Origin of the sequence: Brevibacillus choshinensis (assembly GCF_016811915.1) — a bacterium.
Classification (GTDB): domain Bacteria; phylum Bacillota; class Bacilli; order Brevibacillales; family Brevibacillaceae; genus Brevibacillus; species Brevibacillus choshinensis_A.
This window is the reverse complement of the sequence record NZ_CP069127.1, coordinates 2949590-2974846: the sequence shown is the minus strand read 5'-3', so window position 1 is coordinate 2974846 and position 25257 is coordinate 2949590. Positions and strand designations below refer to the sequence as shown.

Below are 25257 nucleotides of genomic sequence, written 5' to 3'. Positions count from 1 at the left end.
CACCCTTTCATTTGATTGGCGCAGGCATTTGGTGAGTGTTAACACGCCAAAACACACTATACCAGTCAATCATTAATTCCACGTAAAAATAGATAGAAGGTTTGAAAGATAGGAAATAGGTCCAACAGAACGCATATGTATCATTCCGACCATGTTCCTAAATTCCCAATTGTATTTGATTCAACTCCATGCAAAAATGAAAAGGCCATCCTTTACGGAGCGGCCTTTTCATTTTGGGGTCTTGTTACCCCTCGTTTGCTTTCGTTTGAAGCACTGCCTTCATAACTCTTTCAGATCTATTCGGATCAGGGCAGTCTCCGTTAAGCGACGAAGCCTTGTCCTTCCAGTTGAAATACCACGGTCATGACTTAATAGAGTAACTAAATCATTTCAAATTCAATGGTTCATATATTTCAATTAGTGTTCCATCCGGGTCGCGAAAGTGTGCAACTCTTATCCCCCACTCTTCTCTATCCATTGGTTCCGTTATGAATTTTACTCCTTTATCCCTGAAACGAGCATACATCTCATCTACACTGTCCACATTCAATATCAACGATACTTTATCCATTGATGGGGCTGATTCGATCGGCAAATTCTCTGTTCCAATCGCTTGCGACATTTCCCTTCTGTCAAATAATGCCAATGTAATGTCACCCGCTTCAAAATCAGCATAGAAACTATTTTCATCCCCCAGACACACGAAAAGCCTACTACATTTTTATAAAAGAAATAACATTCCTGATACTTGTTGACCAATAATCGCGTGTGAGTCAGCTTCAAATCAGTTCACCAACCTGTTCTCATCTATTGAATGAACCCCCGGATGTCCTGCCATTCGTCCCTCGTCGGATTCATTTGTCTCGTTTTGAATACCAGTCCAGCACTCGCAAGGCGCGCAGAGTGTTCCAGCGGCTGGGCTCGCCTTCCACACCCTCCATGTCGAAATGGACTCGATCGGGGTGAGCGTTCTCCAGGGTCCATTTCCCGTTTTGATCTTGTTTCTCAGCCACCAAACGTACAGCCTCGGTCACCCGTTCATCTGGTTCGATACCGGCGCTGCGTAAATAATCCAGACCCCTTAGGACGTCGTAATGCCAGGTGGTCGGGAACGAAAAACGCGTCCAATTTGGATCGATCACTTCGCCGGTGGAAAGAGACCTAAACATTCGACGCTCCAGCAGGTACTCATGTGCTCGGACGCGAGCTTCCGTCACCGCAGCGGTTTCACCCTTCGCCTTCTCATACTCGAATAGTCCTTCCAACACACAGATGGTGCTGTGGAACGAGGATCGTCGACTTTGCGGGGCGTCGCAATTCCAGCCTCCATCCTCAAGCTGCTCACCGAGAAGTCGATCGACTAGCCGATCGCTTGCCTGCCCGAAGTAGGCGCCCACCCCGAGAATCCAACCATTGACACAGGGCTCGGTTTCGCCGTCGAAGTAGGGCAGGCCCCCCATTTGCTGCGGCCAGGTGATGTGTCCACGCACGAGGCTGATCGATTTGCGGGCTTCCTCACTCAAGGGATCCAAGCCTAGGTCCTTCAATAGCAACAAGGTGTAGCTCGTGCATAGCCAGTTCCGAGCGTCGGCGTCACCACCCCAGTTGCCCTTGGGAGATTGCATGCCGAGGATCCGGGCCCCCAACCTTCCGTGGCAATCCGCGACCGCTCAGCGGCTACAAATTCATCGGGCTCACCGATTAAGTCACGCTTCACCTGCCAACGGATTGCAGGGTCGGCGTTAAGCAGCCAATCTATGACTGATTTCTCTGGTTTTGTGATTTGCCAGTCGGATTGTTTGTTGTCATCCAAGGGGGCCTCCTTACTTTGGTCAGTTCATACTCGTTGTCCTCTTAGGCTGTTTTCGAAATAATTACCTCTTATATTCACGATGTGACGAAACTATCCTGCTCTGTAGTTGAGAAAACGGCAGCCTCATCAAGCCCATTAACCTATGGACTGAACATGGTTGAAGGTATCTCAACGTTAGAGTAATAACGGATTGCCTTTCCCGTCTTTTCGGCATATTCAATCTCTTTTCGTGTGCTGTCACCTATGTACCCATCGACATCAATGACAAAGATCTCATCAGACATATCAATCTTTCTCAAATGAATTTTTCCCAACAACTCTGATTGATCCTTTGAGATTTCAATACCATCCCAATGTTCGAAAAAAGCAACGCTCATGACGACATTGCCTTGAAGGGTAAGATATGCATTCGAGTAGAACCGCATTGAGGGACATATTCCTTTGGAAGAATGTGACCTCTTTGTGCATTTCTAATCGTTTCTACATCATCTTAATTACACAACGATAAGGTAGAGGATGCTCATTAGTGAAAATATAGTATTTCTGGAGTTCTTTATATCAATTTTAAAGAGCTGCATGTTACTCGTATACGTGCTTAGAAATCCAATTGGAAAATACAAAGAGGTATTCAGGCGAAATACATTCCTGAAACCTCTTTTTATGAAACTATCGATATCCGTTAGCGCAACATCAAGATGAACTAGCGTCCAATGAGAAGCTTGTTTCTTATTGGAGATCATTACCAGAGAAATGAGCCAACGCTACGATCCAACGTTGGCTCATTCTTTTCTTTCGCTTGTTACTTTAAATCGCAGGCAAGATTATGGAGTTATACATCTTACGCAATAATGTAAGTCAAGCAATAAGTTTCCTGTACAGTTAGCTTCAGCAATTGCTCCCATTAAACATTCAATTGTAATACTGGTCAAATCTTCAAAAAAGATTGTTTCTGCGCGACCTGCAGCAAGTGGGATGGCTGTAGTCGTACCACTATGGACATAAACAATATTCATGGTGCAATGCGTGCTCGTATTTACAACCGTAAATGATCCGTTAATCGTGAAATTTGTTGAGTTAGTAAAATACACGAAAGGACCACTTGGACACGGCTGGAAAATAGGATTACATTGTTGAAGATTTACAAGTTGTCTCGGGATATTACTGCAAAAATTAAACACTGCAGTATTAGAGGAAGTATCACACAAAGTACTCACCCCCTTGAAATCAAGTGATAGCTTTTTGTTAAGACATTATATTATCTAAAGCCATCGAAAGAAGCAGTTATTGACCCGTTTTTACGTAGAGAGTAAAAAATGGTTCTTCGTCGATAGTTAATCACTCATTTTACCATATAATTGAAGTAGTGATGCCTTTGGAGAGTGGAGGGTGAAACGAATTGTCCCAACGAAAGTCCAAGTGTGTCAGGTGTAGACGCTTAATTTGTATATGTAACATTCATAACAATATAAAACGCCCTCGTCATCGTCCAAAGAAAAATGGCAGGTTTACTCAGAAAGTTGTATGTATTCGTAGGTGTGTTCCTATTAAACAGCCGTGTGATAACACGACTCATCGAGCATATTTCATTTTTCTTGAAGGTCCCAATATCTTCCCCCCATCAGGGACAATAACCATCATAAATAATAGTAAGAACTGTACTATGCAGATAAACCTGATCACATCTGATCAGGTACCTGAAGATGTTGATGTTGGTCCAAACTCATCATTTACTGCGATTGTCTCCAATTTAATTTCCATAAATGTTTTATGTAAGGGACAATCCGCTGCTGAAGGTACTGGATTATTAGAATTAGATTTACATTACATTTTAATGTTCTAATTCAGGAGTGGCTTAGTCTTTACATTCTAATGTTTTGCTGATGATTAAATGCATCAGGCTACAAACGGCCCATTCTTCTCCCCAAATGAAAACAAACACAAAATAGCTCAAACTGCCATTTTGTGTTTGATCTTTCTTATCCGCTTTTTGTAATGGTTTTTATCCCCTTGTCACTCGTTCTCATTTCCGAAAATATCCAAACCATTCATAGCATCCTCCATCTTGATCATGCAAGTGGGCTTGAAAGGCATCAGCTAGTTATGAACTCTCGAGTAAAATACAAGTACGGCATTTGAATGAAACCTCGTTATTGCTCCCAAAGCTCGATCAGTCGACCTTCAGGATCTTTAATCCAAATAAACTTATCAAATTCATTCATCTCTTTTTCCTTCGCAAGAGGTACACCAATATGTTCTAGATGCTCAATAGTCTCGTTTAGATTATGTACTTGGAAATTTAACATCACTTGTTGTTCGGTTGGAAAATAGCTGTCATTCTCGGTAAAGAAAGAAAAGATAGTCTCATTTCCTATTTCGGGTTTTATCACAGTCCCATTCCAATTTTCTATTTCGATCTTCAACACTTCACTGTACCACTTTTTTACAACCTCAAGATTCTTGGTTCTCCAAAATATTCCTCCGAAACCTTTTATCATCGTATCTATCTCCTGTCTGGCATCAAATATTTAGCTATCCGATTACTGGAGATATTCTAGATTTACATTTAGGTTCCTTTTTCCCTTTTCACTCCGTTACATGCAGAAAAGGCCCCTAAGGCCCCTTCTATTCCGGCAGTTATGGTCGGGACGTGTTTGCATGAGTGTACAGTCCGTAGCTAGACTACATGTGTTGGCAATAAGACAGGAAGACTTTATTGGGAAAGGGCTTTATTTTTTAACAGATCATAGAGAGTTAACGCTACAATTTTAGTTGCCTTCACCAGGTCATCAATACGGACATGCTCATCGGCTCTGTGGCCGTTTGCTTCCAGCAAGGTTTTAGGACCCGCCCCAAACATGACGACCGGCACCCCCGCTTCGTAGAAATGTCTGGCATCGGCATAAAGCGGAACCCCATGGATTTCTAGTTGCCCATCCATCACTTCTTTCCAATTCGCTCCTAACGTCTGAATCAGTGGCTCATCCTCCTGAACAGGACCAAAGCTGTTTGCCAAAAGAATGCGATCTACTTTTACTTCGATGCCTTCGTAATCACAAACAGCCTGCTCAACCACCTGACGGATTTCCTTTTCCGCCTGCTCTCCGTTCTCTTCGGGAATCAGTCGCCGATCCAAGCGAATCGTACACCGGTCTGGAACCACATTGGTATTGATTCCCCCAGAGATTAAACCTACTACTAACGTTGGCGATTCAATTCCCGGGACGGCAGATTTGATCCTGCCAAGTGACTCGCGATACGCGTACAAGGCGTGTAGGATCCCGTTCATTGCCTGTATGGCGTCAAAACCGGTTTGAGGTGCCGCAGCATGAGCTGATTTCCCCGACACCACTATTTCCAAGTGCAGACATCCATTGTGGGCATTGACAATCGAATGCGTGAACCCGGCTGCAATGGCCATATCCGGTTTGATATAACCCCTATCCAATAACCACTTTGGACCGATCTCTCCCCCTGTTTCTTCATCGAAGGTAAATGCCAAAGATACCTTTCCATTCAATTCCTCCGCCACACCGCGCATTGCCATAAGGGCAAACGTATAGGCTGCGATATCAGACTTGGAAACAGCTGCACCCCTGCCATATAGCTTGCCTTCTACAACTTCTCCTCCGTAAGGGTCATATGTCCATCCCATTCCTGGAGCGACTACATCCCCGTGGGCATTCAACGATATTTCCGGACCCTTTCCCTCTCCGAAGGCGGTAGTTGAAATAACATTGGAGACTCGGATCATTCCGTTGGCCATGACCTGTGCCGAATCCACCTCTAAGAACTGAACATCATCGAATTGAAAATCCTTCAACCTTTTATGAATATGATCAGCGATCGCGTAACAATCTCCAGGCGGGTTGTCGGACGGGATCGCAACAAGCTCTCGTAAGAATTGAATCATTTGCTCTTGATTGTTTTCTACCCATTGTAAAATTTCTCTTTTGGCTTCACGCATAATTCCTTCTCCTTTGCACGATTGATCGGATTAATCGAAATGGCTTACGGTACTAGGATTGTGCGAAATCATTATGTGGAATCTTCTGAGAGGTCATGAATTGTCCGATGGGGTTCCCAACAATCCCTTCATTTACATCAAACACTAACTGCCCTCTCACGAAGGTTTTGGTGACTCGGCAATCAATCGTTCTATTTGTATAGGGACTATGCTTATGACGATAATAGAAGTTTTCTTCCTTTACCACATACGATTGATTGGGATCGATCAAGATAATGTCCGCGTCTTTCCCTATCGCGATTTCACCTTTTGTCCGTAATTGAAACCTTTCGGCAGGGTTGGTCGAAATCATTCTGACAAATTCGGTTACCGGTACATGACGCTTTTTCACAGCTTCATCAAACATCAAGTCAACATTGTTTTGGCAGCCCGTAATTCCGCCCCATACTTCAAACATGTTGTTCGTGTCACTATGTTTCATTTCTGGCGGACAAGGGGAATGATCCGAGGTTAACATATCGATTTTGCCTCGTTTCAATGCTTCCCATAGCTTCTCTTGCTCCAACTCATCCCGCAATGGCGGCGAACATTTGGCAACGGGTCCTATTTCTGCAAATTGACTGGTCGTAATGGTAAAGTAGTGCGGACATGACTCCAAGGTTACATCTACTCCTTCATGGCGTGCTTTCATGATCTCTTCTACCGAATCTGCACTGCTTATATGGACAAAGTGGAGCTTACAACCCGTCTCTTTTGCGAAAAACAGTGCGCGCAAAACGGCATCTACTTCTGTAAAGACTGGACGAGATGCCACATAATCAAAAGCCGTTACCTTTCCTTGCTTGATCTTTTCTTGAGCGAAATGGTCAGTGATCTCTGCATTTTCAGCATGAATCGATAAGATATGTCCAAGCTCTGCTAATTTTTTCATTCCTGAATAAAGCGTAAAGTCATCCACATTTTTAAAATCATCCGGCAAATCACTTCCGCAAGTGGCCATGAAACACTTGTACGCTACAACACCTGCATCGGACAGCTCTTGCAAATTTTCCATATTTCCCGGAACGAGACCGCCGTAAAAAGCATAATCGACGTAATTTTTCCCATCAGCAGCTGCTCGTTTTAATTCGAAAGCTTCTTTTGTCGTAGTAGCTGGTAATGCGTTCAAGGGCATATCGACGTAGCATGTGGTACCTCCTGCTGCCAGTGCCTTTGTACCGCTTTCAAACCCTTCCCATTCTGTGCGCCCCGGTTCGCAGATATGAACATGCGTATCGATCATCCCTGGCATCACATATTGACCTGCTGCATGAACCACTTGATCTGCTGCTGCCTGTATTCTTTCAGCAATTGCAACAATCTTCCCGTTTCGAATGGCGATATCTGCCCTTTTCACCGCGTCTCTGAAAACGACACTGCCGTCCTTTATGAGTAAGTCATACTTCATAGCGGTCCCCTCTCAATCCTCATTCTTAACGAAAAATTCAGAAACGGGTTGCGTGGAGTAACTCTTCAGCTCTGCAGCATGCACAGAAATGACTATTTCCAAAATCAATGAGCTCCGGATCCTGTCCGACACATTTTGCCTGATTGTACAAACAGCGTTTTGCAAACCGACAACCAGGCACTGGATCAATGGGACTGGTCAGCTCACCAAAGAGCTTTACGCGCTCCATCTTCTGACGTATGTTTGGGACCGGTATGGCAGAAAGCAATGCTTGCGAATAGGGATGGATCGTTTTTTTAAACAGCTCATCGGATTCTGCGATTTCAATCAGTTGACCGAGATACATGACCGCTATCTTATCAGAAAAATATTTTACGACGGACAAGTCATGAGTGATGAATAGATAAGTCAGACCATATTCTGCCTGCAGATCCTTTAGCAAATTCAGCACCTGCGCTTGGATAGAAACATCCAAGGAAGAGACCGGTTCATCACAAACAATAAACTGGGGGGTCAAGGATAGTGCCCTTGCGATCCCGACGCGCTGCCTACGTCCCCCATCGAGCTCATGGGGATAGGAATTGACAAGCCTTTCACTCAATCCCACAACATCCATCAAGCGTCTGACTTCCGCTTCAAGATCTGCACGATGCTTTACCTTTTTATGGATGAGAAGCGGCTCTCCAATAATTTCACCAATGGACATCCTCGGATTCAGAGAGGAAAAAGGATCCTGAAAGATGATTTGAAGATCTTTGCGCAAGTCATGAATCTGCGCTTTGTTCATTTTGCAGATATCTTGCCCGTTGAAAAGAATCTCTCCGCTTGTCGCCTGATGCAGCCCGAGTATTAAGCGGCCTATGGTTGACTTTCCACAGCCGGATTCACCTACAAGCCCCAATGTTTCCCCGCGCCCTACACTGAATGAGACACCATCGACTGCATGCAGAGTTCCCGTCTTCGATTTGAAATGCTTTTTAAGATTCCGAACCTCCAAAATATTATCTGCCATGATTGACTACCTCCTCCCGAAGCGCAGGTGATTCAAACTTGCCCTCGTGGATCAAGCATTTCACGAAATGCGTGCCTGCCACATTCGTCATCGCTGGTTTGATACTCGAACAAAGCTCGTTCATATGCGGGCAGCGCGGATGGAAGGAACAGCCTGATGGCAAGTTGGTAGGATCCGGCATTTGTCCTGTTATCGGTTTTAACTTATCCACTTTTTCATCCAGGGTAGGAATGGATTTAAACAGGCCAATCGTATACGGGTGATGCGGATGTTCAAAAATCTCCTCGATCGTCCCTGTTTCCACAATCTCACCCGCATACATGATGGCGACCCTGTCACACACCTGCGCAACCACACCAAGGTCATGTGTGATGAGAAGGAGAGAGGTGTTGAATTTCTCTTTCAAATCATTCATCAATTCCAGCACCTGAGCTTGAATCGTCACATCAAGCGCTGTGGTTGGTTCATCCGCCAAGATTAGATTGGGTGAACATGCAATGCTCATAGCGATCACAACGCGCTGCTTCATCCCTCCAGAAAACTGATGGGGAAACTCATCATAACGATCTTTCGGAATCCCGACCATTTCCAGCATCTCGGCAGCTTTTTGCTGTGCCTCGGCTTTGCTGCATGACTCATGGAGATGAATCACTTCCGCAATTTGGTCGCCGACGGAATAAACCGGATTTAGACTCGTCATCGGATCTTGAAATATCATGGATATTTTATTGCCTCGGATATGACGCAGCGTATCCGTTTTTGCTTTTAGCAGATCTTCGCCTTCATATAAAATTTCACCGTTCGTGATCTTGCCAGGTGGGTTCGCAACAAGCTGCAAAATGCTGAGAGCTGTTGTAGTTTTCCCGGCACCTGTCTCCCCTACCAGACCAAGACTTTCTCCAGAATGCAGGGTTAGATCAAGGGAGTTAACGGCATGGACGATTTCATCATCCGTCCTGTACTCCACAGTAAGATTCCTGATTTCGAGCAGCTGTCTACCAGTCATAGCGGCCTCCTAGTTCTTCAGCTTAGGGTCCAATGCATCACGCAATCCATCCCCAAGCAAATTGAGAGAAAGAATGGTTAACATAATCGCTACACCCGGGAAAGCGCAAACCCACCATGCATAACGTATATACTGCCGACCGCCGCTGAGCATGGCGCCCCATTCAGGTGCAGGAGGCTGAATACCGAGACCGATGAAGCTCAAGCTGGCAATCGATAAGATCGAACCTGCGATACACAAAGTTGCTTGGACGATTACAGGAGCCATCGAATTGGGTATGATGTGACGAAAGATAATGCGGATATCACTGGCGCCAATCGCCCTGGCCGCTTCCACATACTCTTCGTTGCGTATGGACATCACAGATGCCCTTACAATTCTAGCGAAGGGAGGAATATTCGAGATGCTAATGGCAATCAACAGGTTGGTCATGCTAGGGCCCAGAGCAGATACAATGGCGATGGATAACAAAATGCTAGGGATGGCAAGAAAGATATCCATAATCCGCATGATCGTGTTGTCGACTGTTTTACTTCCATATCCGGCAATTGCCCCTAGCACACCACCTGCTACCGCTGCAATAAGGATGGTCGCAAACGAGATCGGGAGTGAGACTCTCGCTCCATGAACGATTCTCGCAAGAATATCTCTGCCTAGTTCATCGGTCCCCAGCCAATGGCTGAAAGAAGGCGGTTTCAAGCGCAATGCAGCGCTTTGTTGAATGGCTACGGAGTTATAATCGAATAAGACGTTTGCAAAAGTTGCCAACAGGCTGATAATCGCTAATATGATTAAGCCTGCAAGGGCCATTTTATTCTTCTTTAATCGTTTCCAAATCGCGACCCACTGGGATTTCTTTTTCTTTCTCACTAGGATTTCCGCTTTTTCATTGTTTCTCGGCATCGTTGTTGTATTCATCCGCTACACCTTCTTCATCTTGTACTGTGCCCTTATACGCGGATCAAAATAGGCGTATAGGATATCGGTGACAAGATTAATAATTGTGAACATGGTTGCCATGACGAGGACAATCGCAAGCACAACAGGCGTATCTTTTAATTTGATCGTTTCAACGAGAAGCCTGCCAATTCCAGGCCAGGAAAATACCGTTTCTACCAGCACAGCCCCGCCAATTGCAAAGCCAAACTGCAATCCCGATACCGTAATAATGGGGATCATGGCATTCCGGAGCGCATGTTTGATAATGACTTTAAACTCCTTGACTCCTTTGGCTCGTGCTGTTCGGATGTAATCCTGACGAATGGTTTCCAGCATGGAAGACCGAGTCATTCTTGTAATGATTGCGAGTGAGCTGGCACTCAAAGTAATGGCAGGAAGGACTAACGATTTGAACCCATCGAAGTTTGCCGAAGGAAACCACCCTAAATTGGCAGCAAGGATGAGAATGAGCATGAGCCCTAGCCAAAAGTTCGGCATGGAAACGCCTATTAAAGCGGCAAACATCGAGACCGAATCAATGGCGGAGTATTGCTTTGCGGCAGAAATGGTCCCCAGCGGAATCCCTAACGCAATGGCAAAAATGAGCGCAGAGATGGCAAGAATGATGGTACTCGGAAACCTTGCTTCAATTTCTGCGGATACGGGCTGTTTCGTTGAATACGAGATGCCAAAGTCTCCTTGAACCACATTGCCAATGTAGTGGATATACCGAACAAAGAATGGTCGGTCGAGACCAAGTTCCTGCGTCATGGCAGCATGCGCCTCTGGTGTGTAGTTATCCCCTAAATACATTTCCACTGGATCACCAGGAGTAAGATCCATGATCGTAAAAACGATTAAGCTTACCCCCAATAATACAGGCACCAGCATGGCTAGCCTTCGAAGAATAAATTTATACATCTGACAACCTCCACTTTCCGACTGGATTCTCCTCAAAAAATCGGCTTTTGCCAGACAGTCAGTTTTTTCGTATCATGCCGAAGGGTATCGGCATGATACGAAGATCCAATTCTCGTATTTACTCTTCAAAATACGTCCCGTAGATGGAATGCGTTTTTCCTGGGTATAAGCCAAAGCCCTTGACCGTTGACTGCATGCCGGCATTTAGATGCTCAATTCCTATTGGGATAAGAGGAAGCTGGTCCGCTACTATTTTCTGAACGTCTGCATAAAGCTGCTTAGCCTCGTTGGAATCCGTCGTCACACTGGCCCGGTCTAATTTTTCATCCACTTCTTTCGTCGCCCAGAACGAGCGATTGCCCGAAAGCCCAAATGCTTGCGTGTGGTACACAGCCCTCAGCATACTGTCAGGATCAATCGATGTTTTTGACATGAAGAACAGGTCATGTTCGCCCTTTCCTGTAGCAGAATAATATTTTCCCTGCTCCATGGTCTTGACTTCCACTTGAATGCCAATGGCACTCAGCTGCCCTTGAATGACGACTGCCGCATCTCTCGGCACTTGGCTATCAGGAACCCACAGTGTCGTCTTGAAGCCATTTGGGTGCCCGGCCTCTGCCAGCAGACTTTTCGCCTTCTCTATATTGAAATCATAGGTCACGGTATCAGGCGCATAGCCGAAAACGTCTGGTGGAATCATCGTGTTGTGGGAGGGGGTCGCTACACCATTAAAAACAATATCAATCATGTCCTTCGTGTTCAGAGCATAAGCGATCGCTTGCCTTACACGGACATCATCAAGGATAGGTTTTTTGGTATTGAATCCCAGATACCATTCGGTTGTACTGGTGACTTCCTCCAGCGCTAGGTTTTTGTTGCCCTTTACCTTATCTAAATCAGTAATGGCCAAATCATAAGCCAAGTCGATTTCCCCTGTTTCAAGACCAACGGATCTGTTGAGCGCTTCAGGAATCTGCCTGAATATCAATTTCTTGATTTTGGGTTCGCCTCTGTAGTAATCAGGAAAGGCTTCCAGAACAACATCGCCGCCAAGCTCCCAAGAAACGAATTTATAAGGACCTGCGCCAACGGGATGAGCATTGAAATCTTCGCCACTGGTAGCTGCCTTTTTGCTAAGGATGGCTGCGGCATCAAGTGTTAGCCTATACAAGAGCGCATTAAAAGGTTTTGAAGTCACAATCTTCACGGTGTAATCATCAACAATCATGATGTCGCTGATAATGAGGTAGTTGTAATTTACGCCATCGCTTGCAATCGTTCTTTCGAGGCTATATTTCACATCTTCCGCTTTCATTTCTTCCCCATTGTGAAACTTGACTCCCTTGCGAAGATGGAAAACGGTAGTCGTTTCATTTTCTACGTCCCAAGATTCTGCAAGTGCGGGTACCAGCTTCATATTGCTGTCCAGCGCTACAAGCCTATCAAAAATTTGCGTGGTCACGCGGTAGGAAGCAACGGAGGCCTGGATCTGAGGGTCCATATAAACCGCCGCATCGGGAACCCCAACAATCAGGGTATCTTTTGCAGCACCACTACCACGGTTTGCAGTTTCGCTTGAGCAGCCGGCAATCACACTGCCAATCAGCAAAACAATAAGTAAGTAAAGAGGGATTTTCCTCACCATTCTCACATCATCCCTTTGTATTCAGAATGTTCTGTTCATTAATCGCCTAAAAAGGTATAGAATGGCCTATCAACGAACAACCTTAGCCATAAATCACTTGTCGCGCAAGAAATGAGGCAACTTCTCTTACTCGCTCCTCTATATCTCCCACCAGTGAAAGCGGAGCCCCAGTCAGCGGTCTTCCTTTCGAGATCCACGCTGCCAGTTCCGAGATTTCGATATCTGGATGAAAATCAAACCAACCTTCGTTTCGGAACGGTACATCAAGTTCTGCGCGATGGATCTCTCCCCAGTACCAGGCATCCGGATCACTTGCGCTAATTCTGCTTATCAGTCCAGTCCAGTCGATGCAGCCCTCACCCACTGGGCAGAGTAAACGGGAGTAGCCCCGTCCGCTCCACAAGAGACGCGCATCGTCGACATGAACTTGCCCAATGCGACCCGCGAGACGATCCGCTGCAGCAATCGGATCCTCCATGCGTACGATCAGATTCACGGGATCGAATGCAGCACCGAAAAGATCAGGATCGAGTACCTCTAGTAATCGTCGAACCTCCCAAGACGTGATTTCCTCGTGAGTCTTGATGAGCACGCGTGCCCCAAGCGAACGGAGGTCCGGTTCCAATCGTTTCAAGAAATAGGATACCTCTTCCAATTGAACTGACCAGGTAACCGAACGATTAAAGCGGTCTTCTTCCTTGCCAACCACTAGCATCACATTGGGTTGACCAAGCGCAAGAGCTGCCTCTGTCAACGTTAGCAAACCTTTTGCAAGATCTCCGTTTCCGACTTCCAATGCTTCCGAGGATCGTTCTGGACGATAGGGATTAAGCATCCCGATTCCGAGTCCAAGTGTGATCCCTGACTCCTGTGCGAGTTTCCGGATATCTTCCAATTCCCCCTGATCCAATGTCGAGCTCGCCTTGATGGCAGTTCCAATGAAAGTACCTTTCATTCCATGCTGCCGCGCCTGCAGAATCGAATCCCGTACATCAAATGACGAACCGCACAGATCTTTCGCGAAAATACCAACTCTTGTAGGCAACTTCTCAAGCATTGGCCTTTTCTCCCCTCGTGATACCAATCTCCTGGCAGATTTTTTCAATGTGCTGTCTGGACGACTCGATACACTGAATGGCTTCGGGGTACTCAAAACACTCCGCATTATGCTGCTGCCAGGACTTGATCTCCCCCTTGCGAATGCGTTCCGTGAAGTCACGAACGAGTTCAAAATACGCGGAAAACTCTTCTCGTGAAAGATCAGGATGTCCTGCGATCCATTCTGGGTTATAAAGCTCGAGAAAATGCGGCTCACCTTTGAGCGCTCCTAAACGTGGAGTATCACATTCAATGGTTACGTTAAGATCAGGGCGATATTTGTTCAGTTCGGAGAATATTGCAAAAAAATCAACCAGACCTGATCCGCACATGCGTGACTGGTAGTAGGCACCATCATCGATAAGTTCAACGTACCCATCCTTTAGGTGCGTTTGACGTACGTACGGAGCAATACGTTTAGCTGCGTAGACAGGATGCTCCCCGCGAATGAGGATGTTTCCCGTATCAAAGACGATCCCTACCACATCCTCGCCAACCGATTCGATCAGGCGGAGAATTTCAAACGTTGTAATCTCTTCGTGTGTTTCCAGATTTAGATGAATCCCGAGGTCCAAAGCTATGGGCCTAAGCTTCAGCATGAATCGCCGTGTCGCCTCAAGCTGGTCTTCCCAGGAAACGTCTGTTCGAAAGCGGTCAGTCATGAATCGTCCTCTGTAGTTCGGTTTTATACCTGCCGTCGAAATCCAAAGCTCCCGAATATCGAATTCTGCGCATGCCTCCATCATTCTCCGGAAACCGAGCAGCGTATCCCCATCACCGATTTGCCTCACTTCTGGAGTTTCAGGAAGAGCATAAGGATTCACTTTCGTTAAACCTGCTTCCAGATAGAGCCCGAGCTCATCGGCACGCTGACGGATTTCACGGATCACCGATCTGTCCAGTGTCGGGCTTACATCCAGGATGGTTCGGAAAAACACTCCTTCCATTCCTAGACTTTTGGCGTGTTCAAGTGTGCCTATCGGTCCTCTCAACTTCGCCTCTGGTATTTTTCTACCATCAATTCCAATTCGCATGGTTATATCTTCCTTTCCATTTTCACATATTGTATTTTGATTATTCAGACATTTTTATACCCCAAGGATCTAAATGAACCAGTGTTGAATGCTGCTCCCTTACACGCTGAAACGATTGCATGAGGCATTGAAGTCGATTTTATGTGGTCAATCGAAGCGCTACATTCATGAGGACCGTTGCACTCTCCAGAATGTCCTCGGGCGAAGCATATTCATCCGGATGATGGCTCACACCTTCTTTGCACCTTACAAAAATCATGCCGATATCCGTAATCAAGGCTAATGCCATAGCGTCATGCCCCGCTCCGCTAACCAGGCGCAATGGCTTCATTCCTCGCTGCGCCAAAACCGTTTCAATCGTCTGAACATATTGCGAAGTGCATACTACTGCGGGAGAGTCCATTACACGCCGGATGTGACAGACCAATCCACGGCGATGAGCGATACGGTGGAATTCCTCGATTATTGCCAATAAGGCATTTCTCTTCGTTTCATCATGGAGACTGCGAACGTCCAGCGTCCCCTCTACCACACCGGGAATGACATTGCTCGCTCCTGGAAGGACAGCCAGCTTCCCCACAGTGGCAACTACGGATTCATACTCCAAGGCAATCCTCTCGACAGCTTGAATCATCTCTGCCGCTCCAACCAAGGCATCTCTTCTCATGCTTAGTGGAACGGTCCCGGCGTGACCAGCTTGACCTTCTACCTTGAATTCAAAACGCGATTGTCCAGCTATTCCGGCTACTGCTCCGCAGGATTGACCTTTTTCCCACAGAACCGGTCCTTGTTCAATATGCAGTTCCAAATACCCAAGGATCGATTGCGGATCACGAGCTGCCCGCCCGTATTGATCGGGATTCATTCCAATCGCCTGCATCGCTTCTGCTACTGTTACACCTTCGTGATCTCGAGCCTCTAAATCTTCTTCACTCAAAGACCCAACAATCGCCCTGCTCCCGAGCAGCGTAGTATGAAAACGAGTTCCTTCCTCATCGCAGAAACCGATCACTTCAATAGGGTTTTTCGTGACGATCCCGTTCTCATGCATCGCATGTACGACTTCGATCCCTGCGATCACCCCTAGGATCCCATCATATTTTCCGGCTTCGGCGACAGAGTCCAGATGCGATCCGATCAGGAGCACAGGAGCATCCGGGTCCATTCCCTCATATCTTCCGATGATATTATTCAGAGCATCCCGTCGGACCTTCATTCCTGCTTCTTTCATCCAGCCGTCAACTAGATGGTTGGCCTGTTCGCTTTCTTTTGTGAACGCTAGACGGGTCACCCCTCTCACTGATCGGCTGCACTGGGCCAATTTCTCGATACGATCAATCATTCTTTCTGCATTCATACGTGTTGGCAAGGTTTCCAATCCTTCCTCACCTCCATAGGAATCAGGATTGTTTTAGATGGAGAAACATTGATTTTTTAGGAAAGGATTTTGTTTATGGAGAGAATATTGAGGTGAGAATCTCGCGCATGCTTGGTAACGATGCTCTTGGCTACACTTTCATTCTTCATTTCAATGGCTTCCACGATTTGCAAGTGCTCCTCTACCATTGTTTTTAGGCTTGATTCCTTTAAGGCCTGAAATAAACCGCGCTGCAATTTCTGGATGGTGCTTTCGAGTAGGGTTGCCAATTGCTTATTGCCGCTGACTTCCCCCAGATATGAATGAAAACCGATGTTTACCTTCATAAATTCTTTCCTGGCCTCGACTGAATCCACATCGAATTCCCGACGTGCCAGCTCCTTAAACCGCTCGAGCTGGTTTTTTGTTATGTTCTGAATGGCCAACTCTACGCAGGCTTTTTCCAATATGATCCGGAGCTCAAACAAGTCTTTTAGTTCTTGAAAGGAAAATTGCGACACGATGTATCCTTTATAGGGAATGACATCTACCAATCCTTCAAACTTCAAACCATTTAAAGCCTCCCTTACAGGGGTTTTGCTGACCATAAGCTCAGCAGCCAATTCACCTTCGCGGAGGAACGTTCCTGGAGTGAGTTCGTCGTAGATGATTTTTTGCTTTAAATGCTGATACACGCTTTCTGCTCTTGATTTTTGCTTATCTTCTAAAATGGGAATCACTCCTAAGGGTTCAACACTCATATCTCAATCATATGCCAGCGATATATTTCTAATGTATCAGCGTGTCTTGCATTCAGTCAATATTTAAATATTTTGAATATTTGTTCTAAAAAAGGAGGCTGAGTCGTATACCTCTTCCCCCTTACAGCTTGACCTGACCACTCCACTCATCGAAGCAGTTCGGACCAGCATCACCATTCATTCGCCTGTGCCGGGTTGCAAGAGCATCTGCTGTGTCATTTCAAGAAACTTGCGCACGCAGAACGGCGTGTACTTCCCGCTCTTCCAGATCAATCCCAGCTCCAGGGAAATGTCCGCATCATGCAAAGGACGTGCTACAACCGCGGGATGGGCAAGCTCGCTGCAAATTTTACTCGGCAAAAAGGTAACCCCCAGTTTCGCCTCCACCAGTTCGATCAGAAAGTCTTTTTGGGAACTTTCACAGACGATTTTTGGAGAAAAGCCCTGTTTGGCGTATTCTTCCAAGATGCGATCGTGCAGTGAAAAATCCTTCCGATACAAGATGAGTGGTTCGCCTACGATTTCCGATATCCGGATATACGGTAGGGCAGCCAGCCTGTTATCTTTGTGAACCACGAGCATCAGCGGATCCTTCAATAATTTCATCGCTTCAAAACCGTCGTTCTGCAGAGGATAACTGCAGACCAATCCAACATCGAGTGAACCCTCATCGATTCCCTGTTTGATCATTTTTGTGCCTACTTCGGTCAAGCGAATATCAATATCGGGGTACATCTCTTTGAACTGGATGATGAGCTTAGAATAAAAGGCCGCTCCTACGATGGGAGGAATGCCGATCCGAATTTCGCCCTTTTTGATTTCCATCACGTCATGTAACTCCGAAGTAAGGTTGTGAAACGATTCCAGGACGTATTTGGCGTTCGTCAACACTGCTCTACCTGCGTCCGTAAGCTCCAGCTGTTTCGTCGAGCGATAAAACAGCGGGACACCCAGATCAACCTCCAAACTTTTGATCGCCTTGCTGATGGAAGGCTGTGATACGTACAAAGCTGCAGCTGCTTTGGAAAAGCTCAAATGCTTGGCCACCTCAGAAAAATACGCCAGATGTCGAATATCCATGTGCATTCCTCCCACTCTTTATAACTAAAATGCATAAAGATTTTTCTGAATATTTATTTTTACCATAATGATCATTATTGTACAATACATACAAGTCAGTTGCATGGCCCCCAGCACAGTGAATTTTCATTTGTGCTAGAAAAAGGAGGAGATCATAGATGGAACGATACATCGAAGTCGGAAACCTGCGTGTTTCCAGCATTCTGCATGCATTCATCCAAAACGAAGCATTGCCTGGCACCGGCGTATCCACCGAACAGTTCTGGTCCGGCTTTGACAAATTGATTCACGACTTGACACCACAAAACCAGGCACAGCTTGCAAAGCGCGACCACCTGCAGCAGCAAATCGACAGCTGGCACCAGGAACATAAGGACTCGTTTTCCTTTCCAGAGTACAAGGCGTTTTTACAGAATATTGGCTATTTAGAGCCGGATGTAGAGGATTTCGAAATAGATACAACGGGGATTGACGATACCATCACTCTTCAGGCCGGTCCGCAGCTCGTCGTTCCTGTAAACAACGCCCGTTATGCGATCAACGCTGCAAACGCTCGCTGGGGAAGCCTTTACGACGCACTGTACGGCACAGATGCGATCGAGGAGGATGGCGGTGCCGAGCGCGGCAGCTCTTACAACCCGGTGCGCGGCGAGAGAGTCATCGCCTTTGCCAAACAGTTCCTCGACCAATCCGCATCGTTGCAAGGGGCATCCCATACAGAAGCCGTCCGGTATTCCATTGTCGATGGGCAGCTCTCCGTTGAACTTTGCAGCGGGCAAACGACAACCTTGGCCGATGCTTCCCGACTCGCGGGTTATTCAGGTGATCCTGCGAACCCTTCCGCTGTCCTCCTGAAACATCACGGGCTGCACTTTGAAATCCAAATCGACCGCGCCCATCCGATCGGAAAGACGGATCCCGCTGGAGTAAAAGACATCCTGATGGAATCGGCTCTGACTACCATTGAGGACTGCGAAGACTCTGTCGCTGCCGTTGATGCAGAAGACAAGGTGCTTGTATACCGCAATTGGCTGGGTCTGATGAAAGGCGACTTGTCGGCTACGTTCCAAAAGGGCTCGAAGACGATAACCAGAACCTTGCAGCCCGACCGCTCGTACATTTCACCTACAGGAGAGGCATTTACCCTGCCCGGCCGCTCTCTGCTCCTGATTCGAAACGTCGGTCATCTGATGACCAACGGTGCCATCTTGGATAAAGAGGGTCAGGAAGTGCCGGAAGGAATCATGGATGCTGTCGTAACCAGTCTGATCGCCATGCACGATCTGCTGGGCAACGGTCGCTTTGTCAACTCCGCCAAACGCTCTGTATACATCGTCAAGCCGAAAATGCACGGTTCCGAAGAAGTGGCTTTTGCCAACGAACTGTTTAACCGGGTGGAAGACTTGCTGGGACTTTCGCGTCACCAGATTAAGATCGGTGTCATGGATGAGGAGCGCCGCACTTCCCTTAATTTAAAAGCTTGCCTCTACCAAGTGAGAAAACGGATCGTATTTATCAACACCGGATTCCTTGATCGGACAGGTGACGAAATCCACACTTCCATGGAAGCTGGACCAATGATCCGCAAGAATGAAATGAAGACCACACACTGGCTGCAAAGCTACGAAAAGTCGAATGTAAGCATCGGGCTTGCTTGCGGACTACAAGGCCGCGCCCAAATCGGAAAAGGCATGTGGGCCATGCCTGATCTGATGAAGGAAATGCTGAAGCAAAAAAGCGGCCATCTGATGGCCGGAGGTAATACTGCGTGGGTTCCTTCACCGACAGCAGCTACCCTTCACGCCCTGCACTATCATCAAATCGACGTCAACGAAGTGCAAAACAAATTGAAAGAGGCCATTCGCGATTACCGAGATGACATCTTGGACATCCCTGTGGCATCCAACCCTCAGTGGACGCAGGAGGAAGTCCAACAGGAATTGAACAATAACATCCAAGGTATTCTCGGTTATGTGGTGCGTTGGGTAGAACAAGGCATCGGATGCTCCAAAGTGCCGGACATTAGCAACATCGGGCTGATGGAAGACCTCGCTACCCTGCGGATCTCCAGCCAGCATATCGCCAACTGGCTGCGCCATGGCGTGGTCAGTGAAGAACAGGTAATCACCACGATGAAAAACATGGCTAAAGTCGTGGATCAGCAAAACGCCGAAGACCTGGCGTATAGGCCCATGGCTGATGACTATGACAACTCTGTCGCCTTCCAGGCAGCGGTAGAGCTGGTCGTGAAAGGCTGCGAGCAGCCAAACGGATACACCGATCCGATCCTGCACCGCAAGCGCTTGGAGTTTAAAGCAAAGATCGCAAGCAAAGTGTAACCTGTGACAAAAAAACCAACGTGTTTGCGAGTGCCCGCATCCACGTTGGTTTTTTGTCGCTGGTTTGCATGATCGACTTTTCCGAAACGGCCATGCTCCTTTTCCAAAATGGGTGGAAAATGGCTGCTTTGTCTTTGATTTCCCACCTACCTATTTCTTTTTCGAGTTTTGTTTCAAGAGCTGTTGTGCAATTGTATGTCCGATAAGGTAGGCTGGTGCAGACGTGTTTCCATCCACTGTGAATGGAATAATCGAATCATCCGCAACAATTAGGTCTTTTACCCCATGGACTTGACCTTGGCTATCCACCACTCCGCCCTTGCTCAGAGGCGCCATGCGAAGCGCACCTTGTTCATGATGATTATGGTCAAAATTATCTTTGATAAACTCTTCCAGCTTGCGATTATTGTTGATGATGTCCAGTGTCGGTGAAAGAAGCTTGTAAGATCGGTCTATCGAAGCTAGCTGTGCAGCTATCTTCTTGATATATACCTTATAACAGTTTTTAACTGCTTCTAGATCTGCCGGATTCGTGAGATATCCTTCATCAGCCAGCACAATTTTCAACGGATCCTTGCTTTGGATTTGGATGGAACCGCGGCTTTTCGGTTTTAGGAAAAGGATAGCGATCGTCAGTTTCCCTTTTGAGCCGATACCGATCAGTTGCACTGCACGACGAGTTTTGTTTGAGCCTGGTGTGGGATCCGGCAAGAAAGCCCCGCCTGTAAAAAGTGCATTTGGATCGTTTTCAGGTAATGGATTGTCATTCGGATTGGCGCTAAACTCGGCAAAGTTGAGCGTGTGATTTCGAAGGCTTTTTCCTACATTAGGGTTGGCGAAAACAACAGGGATTCCCGCTTCCTTCAGCATTGTGGCGGGACCTATTCCAGAAAGCATTAAAAGCTGAGAACTATTGATACCTGCAGAAATGATCACTTTTTTCCGCGTGTAGGCTCGCACACATTTACCCTCATTGAGAAACTCTACGCCAATCGCTCTCTTATTCTTGAACAAGACGCGCAGAGCTGTTGATTGAAAGAAAACCCGAAGCTTTCGACCATTCACTCCTTGACCGGCAGGAGTCATGATATCTGATGATAGAAAGGCGGTGGAAGCACTTTCTCGCCGTCCGTTGGGCTGCTGAAATAATTGCCAGCGCAAAAAGGGTCCCAGGGGAGTTTTCGGGTCATTGTAATCGAGAATTTTTGGAAATCCAGTTGCCCTTTCGATGGCTGACACTAGCTTTTTTGACATGTGTGTTGGATTTTCCGGTGCTTGCCGAATGTCGATTCTTCCATGATAGCCATGTGCATTTTTGTTGTTTGTCTTCCCGTTGTACTTTTCCATTTTTCGGAAACTGCTGATTGCGTTCTTGGGTGACCAAAGAGGTCCCAGCAGCTTTTCCCATTCCCGAAAAACTGCTGATGTTGGCCTTACATACTGCTGTGTGTTAATGGAAGTGCCTCCACCCAATAATCGTCCGGTCGTCCATTCAAAACTTCGTTCATTTACTTCTTCCTGCGGAATTCCTTCCCCCTGCCAAAAATATTGAGGAAGATAAAGCTCCTCTAGCTCTAATGCAAACGTAGAGTCGCTAATTGGCGTGTCCTTATCGTTATTTTCTCCTGCTTCCAATACGAGAACGGATGTTTTTTTATCATCCGTAAGTTTCTTTGCAAGAACAGAACCTGCAGGACCGGTGCCTACGACAATGTAATCAAAAATGAATTTCTCATCCTTCTGTTTATGCTCACTCATTAGATACTCCCCTACAAGACTAGTTTGGATCCCACTCACTCAGAGACACACTTCGCATAAAGAAATTGGGTTAATGTAGGGTATTATTCCATCGTCTCGATGGTGAATGCTCCGACCAATCTACGTGGTCTGATTGGATGCAAGGGAGCTCCCTCGTTTGCTGCAAGAAAAAAGGCTGCGCTTCCGTACGAAATCTACGGATGCAGCAGCCTTTCATTTTCGCTTAACCCAAGAAGGCAATCGCTCGTTTTGACTTTCTAGCAAAAGCGATTGGATTGTCAATGGATTCCCAGTGAATATACATTAAGCGGGGGTTGTCAAACAGCCAGTGGTTATGCAGTGCAGTCACTTTGATGCCTTCCCTGCGCAGGTTGGAAATCAATCGATTGGCTTGATTTTGAAAACAGGCGGTTTCACCCAGGCAGAGAGCACGCCCCGTGCTATCCAGCCTTTCAAACGAAAACAGTTGGTACCGTACCAGCGGCGATGTCGTCTTTCTTCCCAAAATCGAAGCGTTTAACCTCCTGGCTCGGCTGACAAAGCATACCGGACCGGGGTCGATTTCATGCTCCCCACCTAAAATCCTAGAAAACTGGTTGCAAAGCACTCTGAAACGTTTGCTGACATTGACTTGTGCCATACGCATCCTCCTCCTTTTACCATATTCTATGGTCCAAGCAATCGGAGGGATTGTACACATTCCCCAGTATAGTTACACTATTTTTTAAAAATGGACTTTTCCCTCCTATCACATCTTTCACATTCGATATCATCTCTGTTACCATTTTGGGAAAAGGAGGGAATCATATGACTACTTGTAAAGTTGCTGTCGTTCAGGCTGGTTCGATCGTAATGAATAAAGAAAAATGCATCAATAAGGCAATTGACTTCATCCAAGAAGCCGGAAAACAAGGTGCCAAGATCATTGTTTTTCCAGAAGCGTATATCCCTGCGTATCCACGGGGGATGAGCTTTGGGGCAGTCGTAGGAAACCGTTCTGACAGGGGGCGAGATGAATTTTTACGTTACGCAAAAAATGCCATCACCGTACCCGGACCAGAAACCGACCAACTGGGCGAAGCCGTGAAAAAAGCTGGCGCTTATACGGTGATCGGGGTCATTGAACGGGATCAAGAATCGAGCGGAGGCACACTCTATTGCACAGCCATATTCTTTGGGCCCGATGGAAAGCTGCTGGGTAAGCATCGAAAACTAAAACCGACTGGAAGCGAGCGTCTCATTTGGGGTGAAGGGGATGGCAGTACGCTCCCTGTATTCGATACGCCATATGGTAGAATGGGTTCCCTGATTTGTTGGGAAAACGATATGCCTCTAGCACGAGCTGCCATGTATGAAAAAGGGATTCAGATTTATATTGCTCCTACTGCTGATTCACGAGATACTTGGTTCTCTTCGATGCAGCATATTGCGATTGAGGGACGTTGCTTTGTTTTATCTTGCAATCAATACAGTACGAAGGATATGTATGAAGAAGATTTACTAAATACAGAGGAAATGCAAAAAATGCCTCATGAAATCACGCGCGGTGGAAGCTGCATCGTAAATCCGCTTGGACAATTTTTAGTAGAGCCTGTGTTTGGAAAAGAAGAAATTTTGTATGCGACTTTAGATTTAGATGATATCGCACGTGGGCATTTTGACTTTGATGTGGTGGGACACTACAGCCGAAAAGATGTGTTTCAATTAATTGTGAATGAGGAAAAGCAATAAATGGCTTCGCCTCAACAGCCAAGGACAAAATGGAACCTATCAGACAAATGCGTAAGCGTATCAAAAAGGGAAAGAACACCGTCCTTATAGAGAACGGTGTTCTTTTCTTTATTCGCCTTCTTCCCCGTTGCTTCTGCTAGTTTGCTGGGGCAGCGTATCCCAGAAGCTCGCATCCACTGTTTCAATCGAGCCATCTGCAATTGCCCTTACTGTCGCATCCAGCGTGGTGATGGTTTGCTTGATCAAGTAGCCATTGCTTTTTTGACCCAGGATAGCCGATTCCGACGAATGATCAGACATTCCCCGCATTTCAAAGAGCAGCGTGGCAATCCCATACTCGTTGGCGATTCCGTTGCGACCGATTGTTAACTCGGAGCCGCCATTGTATTTCCCGATCAGGCCCCATCCTGTCGAGTCCACTGCACCATATACGATTGCACCGAGTCGCTTCGACTTTTCCACTACCTCCGGTGCTACCTTCGCATTCGTAGGATAGAGGATGGAGCCAGACACGAGCTTCCCATTGATTTCGCTTTGCGTTCCTTGGTGGTGCAAATCAATCATGTAATCAATCTTGTATTTGCCGAGCACATTTTCATGAAGCGCCTTCGTCTCTGGCTGCAGCTTGGCCACATGGTCGCGGTTCAAATCCGTTCCTACGGCATTGTAACGTGTTAAATGGCGTCCTTTTGCGATGTAATCATCCAAAGAAAAGTCCACATCACCCATCGCCCCGTCGGCATTCAGCATCGGCACGATCAAAATGTTGACCTTGTCTAACACGCCTTTGGTTTTATTCGTACCGAGATGCTTGATGAATTCCAGTGCGCCTTCTGTCGTAAGCTGCTCATTGCCATGCTGCTGCGTCAGAAAGAGGACTGTCGGGTTCTTTTCATCGGTTATATATTTTGCGAGATAAATGTCTCTCCCCTTCACGGTCTTTCCGATTACCTCAAGCTGCATGGCTTTTTGTTTCTCGTCTTGTGTTTTCAGATAATCTGCCATCTCTTGATATGTATGAAGAATTTCCGTTTGCACGGTTTCGTTGCCCTTGTAGTTGGGCCCCTCACCCGTAGCTCCCGCCGGGACTGCAGTCATAGACACACCGCTTACCGCTAGTACACTTGCTAAAGAAATTGCTGCGAATTGCTTTTTCATAAACACCCTCCTCTAGTTTGTCGTCGTCTCGTACATAATCATAGATTTTGTCTGGCAAGATTTTCTATAGTACTTTTTTAATATTTTTAATTGACTGAAAATAATCCCTTGTATCCATTCACGCTGATCTATCAAATAAACTATGATTTATATGTTTGCTGCAACAAAATTTTCCAACTGTAGGAGGACTGATC

23 protein-coding genes are annotated in these 25257 nt (G+C 46.5%); 3 read left to right on the top strand and 20 right to left on the bottom strand.

The features are described 5' to 3' along the window. Positions 1–385: 385 nt before the first annotated feature. From JNE38_RS15020 to JNE38_RS31195, 4 genes are all read right to left on the bottom strand, one after another. Entirely contained in the window at positions 386–703 is a 318-nt protein-coding gene (locus JNE38_RS15020) for a VOC family protein (protein ID WP_238933672.1), read from the bottom strand. 151 nt (positions 704–854) lie between these two features. Next, a complete protein-coding gene (locus JNE38_RS15015; RefSeq protein ID WP_203357278.1) occupies positions 855–1625 on the bottom strand; it encodes a prenyltransferase/squalene oxidase repeat-containing protein in 771 nt (256 codons plus the stop codon). Between the two features lie 328 nt (positions 1626–1953). Then, entirely contained in the window at positions 1954–2190 is a 237-nt protein-coding gene (locus JNE38_RS15010) for a hypothetical protein (protein ID WP_343071665.1), read from the bottom strand. Positions 2191–2634: 444 nt separating this feature from the next. Then, a complete protein-coding gene (locus JNE38_RS31195; protein ID WP_428993729.1) occupies positions 2635–2991 on the bottom strand; it encodes an S-Ena type endospore appendage in 357 nt (118 codons plus the stop codon). Positions 2992–3209: 218 nt separating this feature from the next. Here JNE38_RS31195 and JNE38_RS31190 point away from each other — a divergent pair, with 218 nt between their 5' ends. Continuing rightward, a complete protein-coding gene (locus JNE38_RS31190; protein ID WP_428993706.1) occupies positions 3210–3653 on the top strand; it encodes an S-Ena type endospore appendage in 444 nt (147 codons plus the stop codon). 307 nt (positions 3654–3960) lie between these two features. Here JNE38_RS31190 and JNE38_RS15000 read toward each other — a convergent pair whose 3' ends face one another. The 13 genes from JNE38_RS15000 to JNE38_RS14940 form a co-directional block, all read right to left on the bottom strand. Continuing rightward, complete coding sequence (locus tag JNE38_RS15000) at positions 3961–4308, bottom strand: VOC family protein (RefSeq protein ID WP_203357275.1); 348 nt, start codon at positions 4306–4308, stop codon at positions 3961–3963. A gap of 215 nt (positions 4309–4523) precedes the next feature. Further along, a complete protein-coding gene (locus tag JNE38_RS14995) occupies positions 4524–5777 on the bottom strand; it encodes an ArgE/DapE family deacylase (RefSeq protein ID WP_203357274.1) in 1254 nt (417 codons plus the stop codon). Positions 5778–5829: 52 nt separating this feature from the next. After that, positions 5830–7224 (bottom strand): allantoinase AllB, encoded by a 1395-nt coding sequence (allB, locus tag JNE38_RS14990; protein ID WP_203357273.1) that lies wholly within the window; start codon positions 7222–7224, stop codon positions 5830–5832. Between the two features lie 37 nt (positions 7225–7261). Beyond that, positions 7262–8236: an ABC transporter ATP-binding protein gene (locus JNE38_RS14985; RefSeq protein ID WP_203357272.1), complete on the bottom strand. Its 975-nt coding sequence runs from the start codon at positions 8234–8236 to the stop codon at positions 7262–7264. After that, complete coding sequence (locus JNE38_RS14980; protein WP_203357271.1) at positions 8226–9242, bottom strand: ABC transporter ATP-binding protein; 1017 nt, start codon at positions 9240–9242, stop codon at positions 8226–8228. The genes JNE38_RS14985 and JNE38_RS14980 overlap by 11 nt, the downstream gene beginning before the upstream one ends. A gap of 9 nt (positions 9243–9251) precedes the next feature. Then, on the bottom strand, positions 9252–10160 hold the full coding sequence (locus tag JNE38_RS14975; protein WP_238933671.1) for an ABC transporter permease: 909 nt from the start codon (positions 10158–10160) through the stop codon (positions 9252–9254). Between the two features lie 3 nt (positions 10161–10163). Continuing rightward, on the bottom strand, positions 10164–11102 hold the full coding sequence (gene nikB, locus JNE38_RS14970) for a nickel ABC transporter permease (RefSeq protein WP_203357270.1): 939 nt from the start codon (positions 11100–11102) through the stop codon (positions 10164–10166). 118 nt (positions 11103–11220) lie between these two features. Beyond that, positions 11221–12747 (bottom strand): ABC transporter substrate-binding protein, encoded by a 1527-nt coding sequence (locus JNE38_RS14965; protein WP_203357269.1) that lies wholly within the window; start codon positions 12745–12747, stop codon positions 11221–11223. Positions 12748–12829: 82 nt separating this feature from the next. Then, positions 12830–13804 (bottom strand): sugar phosphate isomerase/epimerase family protein, encoded by a 975-nt coding sequence (locus JNE38_RS14960; protein ID WP_203357268.1) that lies wholly within the window; start codon positions 13802–13804, stop codon positions 12830–12832. Beyond that, positions 13797–14879, bottom strand: a complete 1083-nt coding sequence (locus tag JNE38_RS14955) for a sugar phosphate isomerase/epimerase family protein (protein ID WP_203357267.1) — start codon at positions 14877–14879, stop codon at positions 13797–13799. The genes JNE38_RS14960 and JNE38_RS14955 overlap by 8 nt, the downstream gene beginning before the upstream one ends. 139 nt (positions 14880–15018) lie before the next feature. Then, on the bottom strand, positions 15019–16248 hold the full coding sequence (locus JNE38_RS14950; RefSeq protein ID WP_238933670.1) for an allantoate amidohydrolase: 1230 nt from the start codon (positions 16246–16248) through the stop codon (positions 15019–15021). A gap of 65 nt (positions 16249–16313) precedes the next feature. Then, positions 16314–16997: a GntR family transcriptional regulator gene (locus JNE38_RS14945; RefSeq protein WP_203357266.1), complete on the bottom strand. Its 684-nt coding sequence runs from the start codon at positions 16995–16997 to the stop codon at positions 16314–16316. Between the two features lie 177 nt (positions 16998–17174). Continuing rightward, positions 17175–18077 carry a LysR family transcriptional regulator gene (locus tag JNE38_RS14940; RefSeq protein ID WP_203357265.1) on the bottom strand — a complete coding sequence of 301 codons (903 nt, stop codon included), beginning with the start codon at positions 18075–18077 and terminating at the stop codon, positions 17175–17177. A 158-nt stretch (positions 18078–18235) separates the two neighbouring features. On the opposite strand from JNE38_RS14940, the gene JNE38_RS14935 reads away from it, so the two are divergent. Next, complete coding sequence (locus JNE38_RS14935) at positions 18236–20416, top strand: malate synthase G (RefSeq protein WP_203357264.1); 2181 nt, start codon at positions 18236–18238, stop codon at positions 20414–20416. Between the two features lie 150 nt (positions 20417–20566). Here JNE38_RS14935 and JNE38_RS14930 read toward each other — a convergent pair whose 3' ends face one another. Both JNE38_RS14930 and JNE38_RS14925 read right to left on the bottom strand, forming a co-directional pair. Next, positions 20567–22174 carry a GMC family oxidoreductase gene (locus JNE38_RS14930; protein ID WP_203357263.1) on the bottom strand — a complete coding sequence of 536 codons (1608 nt, stop codon included), beginning with the start codon at positions 22172–22174 and terminating at the stop codon, positions 20567–20569. A 223-nt stretch (positions 22175–22397) separates the two neighbouring features. Further along, positions 22398–22814, bottom strand: coding sequence for a DUF1259 domain-containing protein (locus JNE38_RS14925; protein ID WP_203357262.1), 417 nt, complete (start codon positions 22812–22814; stop codon positions 22398–22400). A gap of 167 nt (positions 22815–22981) precedes the next feature. Here JNE38_RS14925 and JNE38_RS14920 point away from each other — a divergent pair, with 167 nt between their 5' ends. Beyond that, a complete protein-coding gene (locus JNE38_RS14920) occupies positions 22982–23905 on the top strand; it encodes a carbon-nitrogen hydrolase family protein (protein ID WP_203357261.1) in 924 nt (307 codons plus the stop codon). 108 nt (positions 23906–24013) lie between these two features. Here JNE38_RS14920 and JNE38_RS14915 read toward each other — a convergent pair whose 3' ends face one another. After that, on the bottom strand, positions 24014–25063 hold the full coding sequence (locus JNE38_RS14915) for a M14 family zinc carboxypeptidase (RefSeq protein WP_203357260.1): 1050 nt from the start codon (positions 25061–25063) through the stop codon (positions 24014–24016). Positions 25064–25257: the final 194 nt, after the last annotated feature.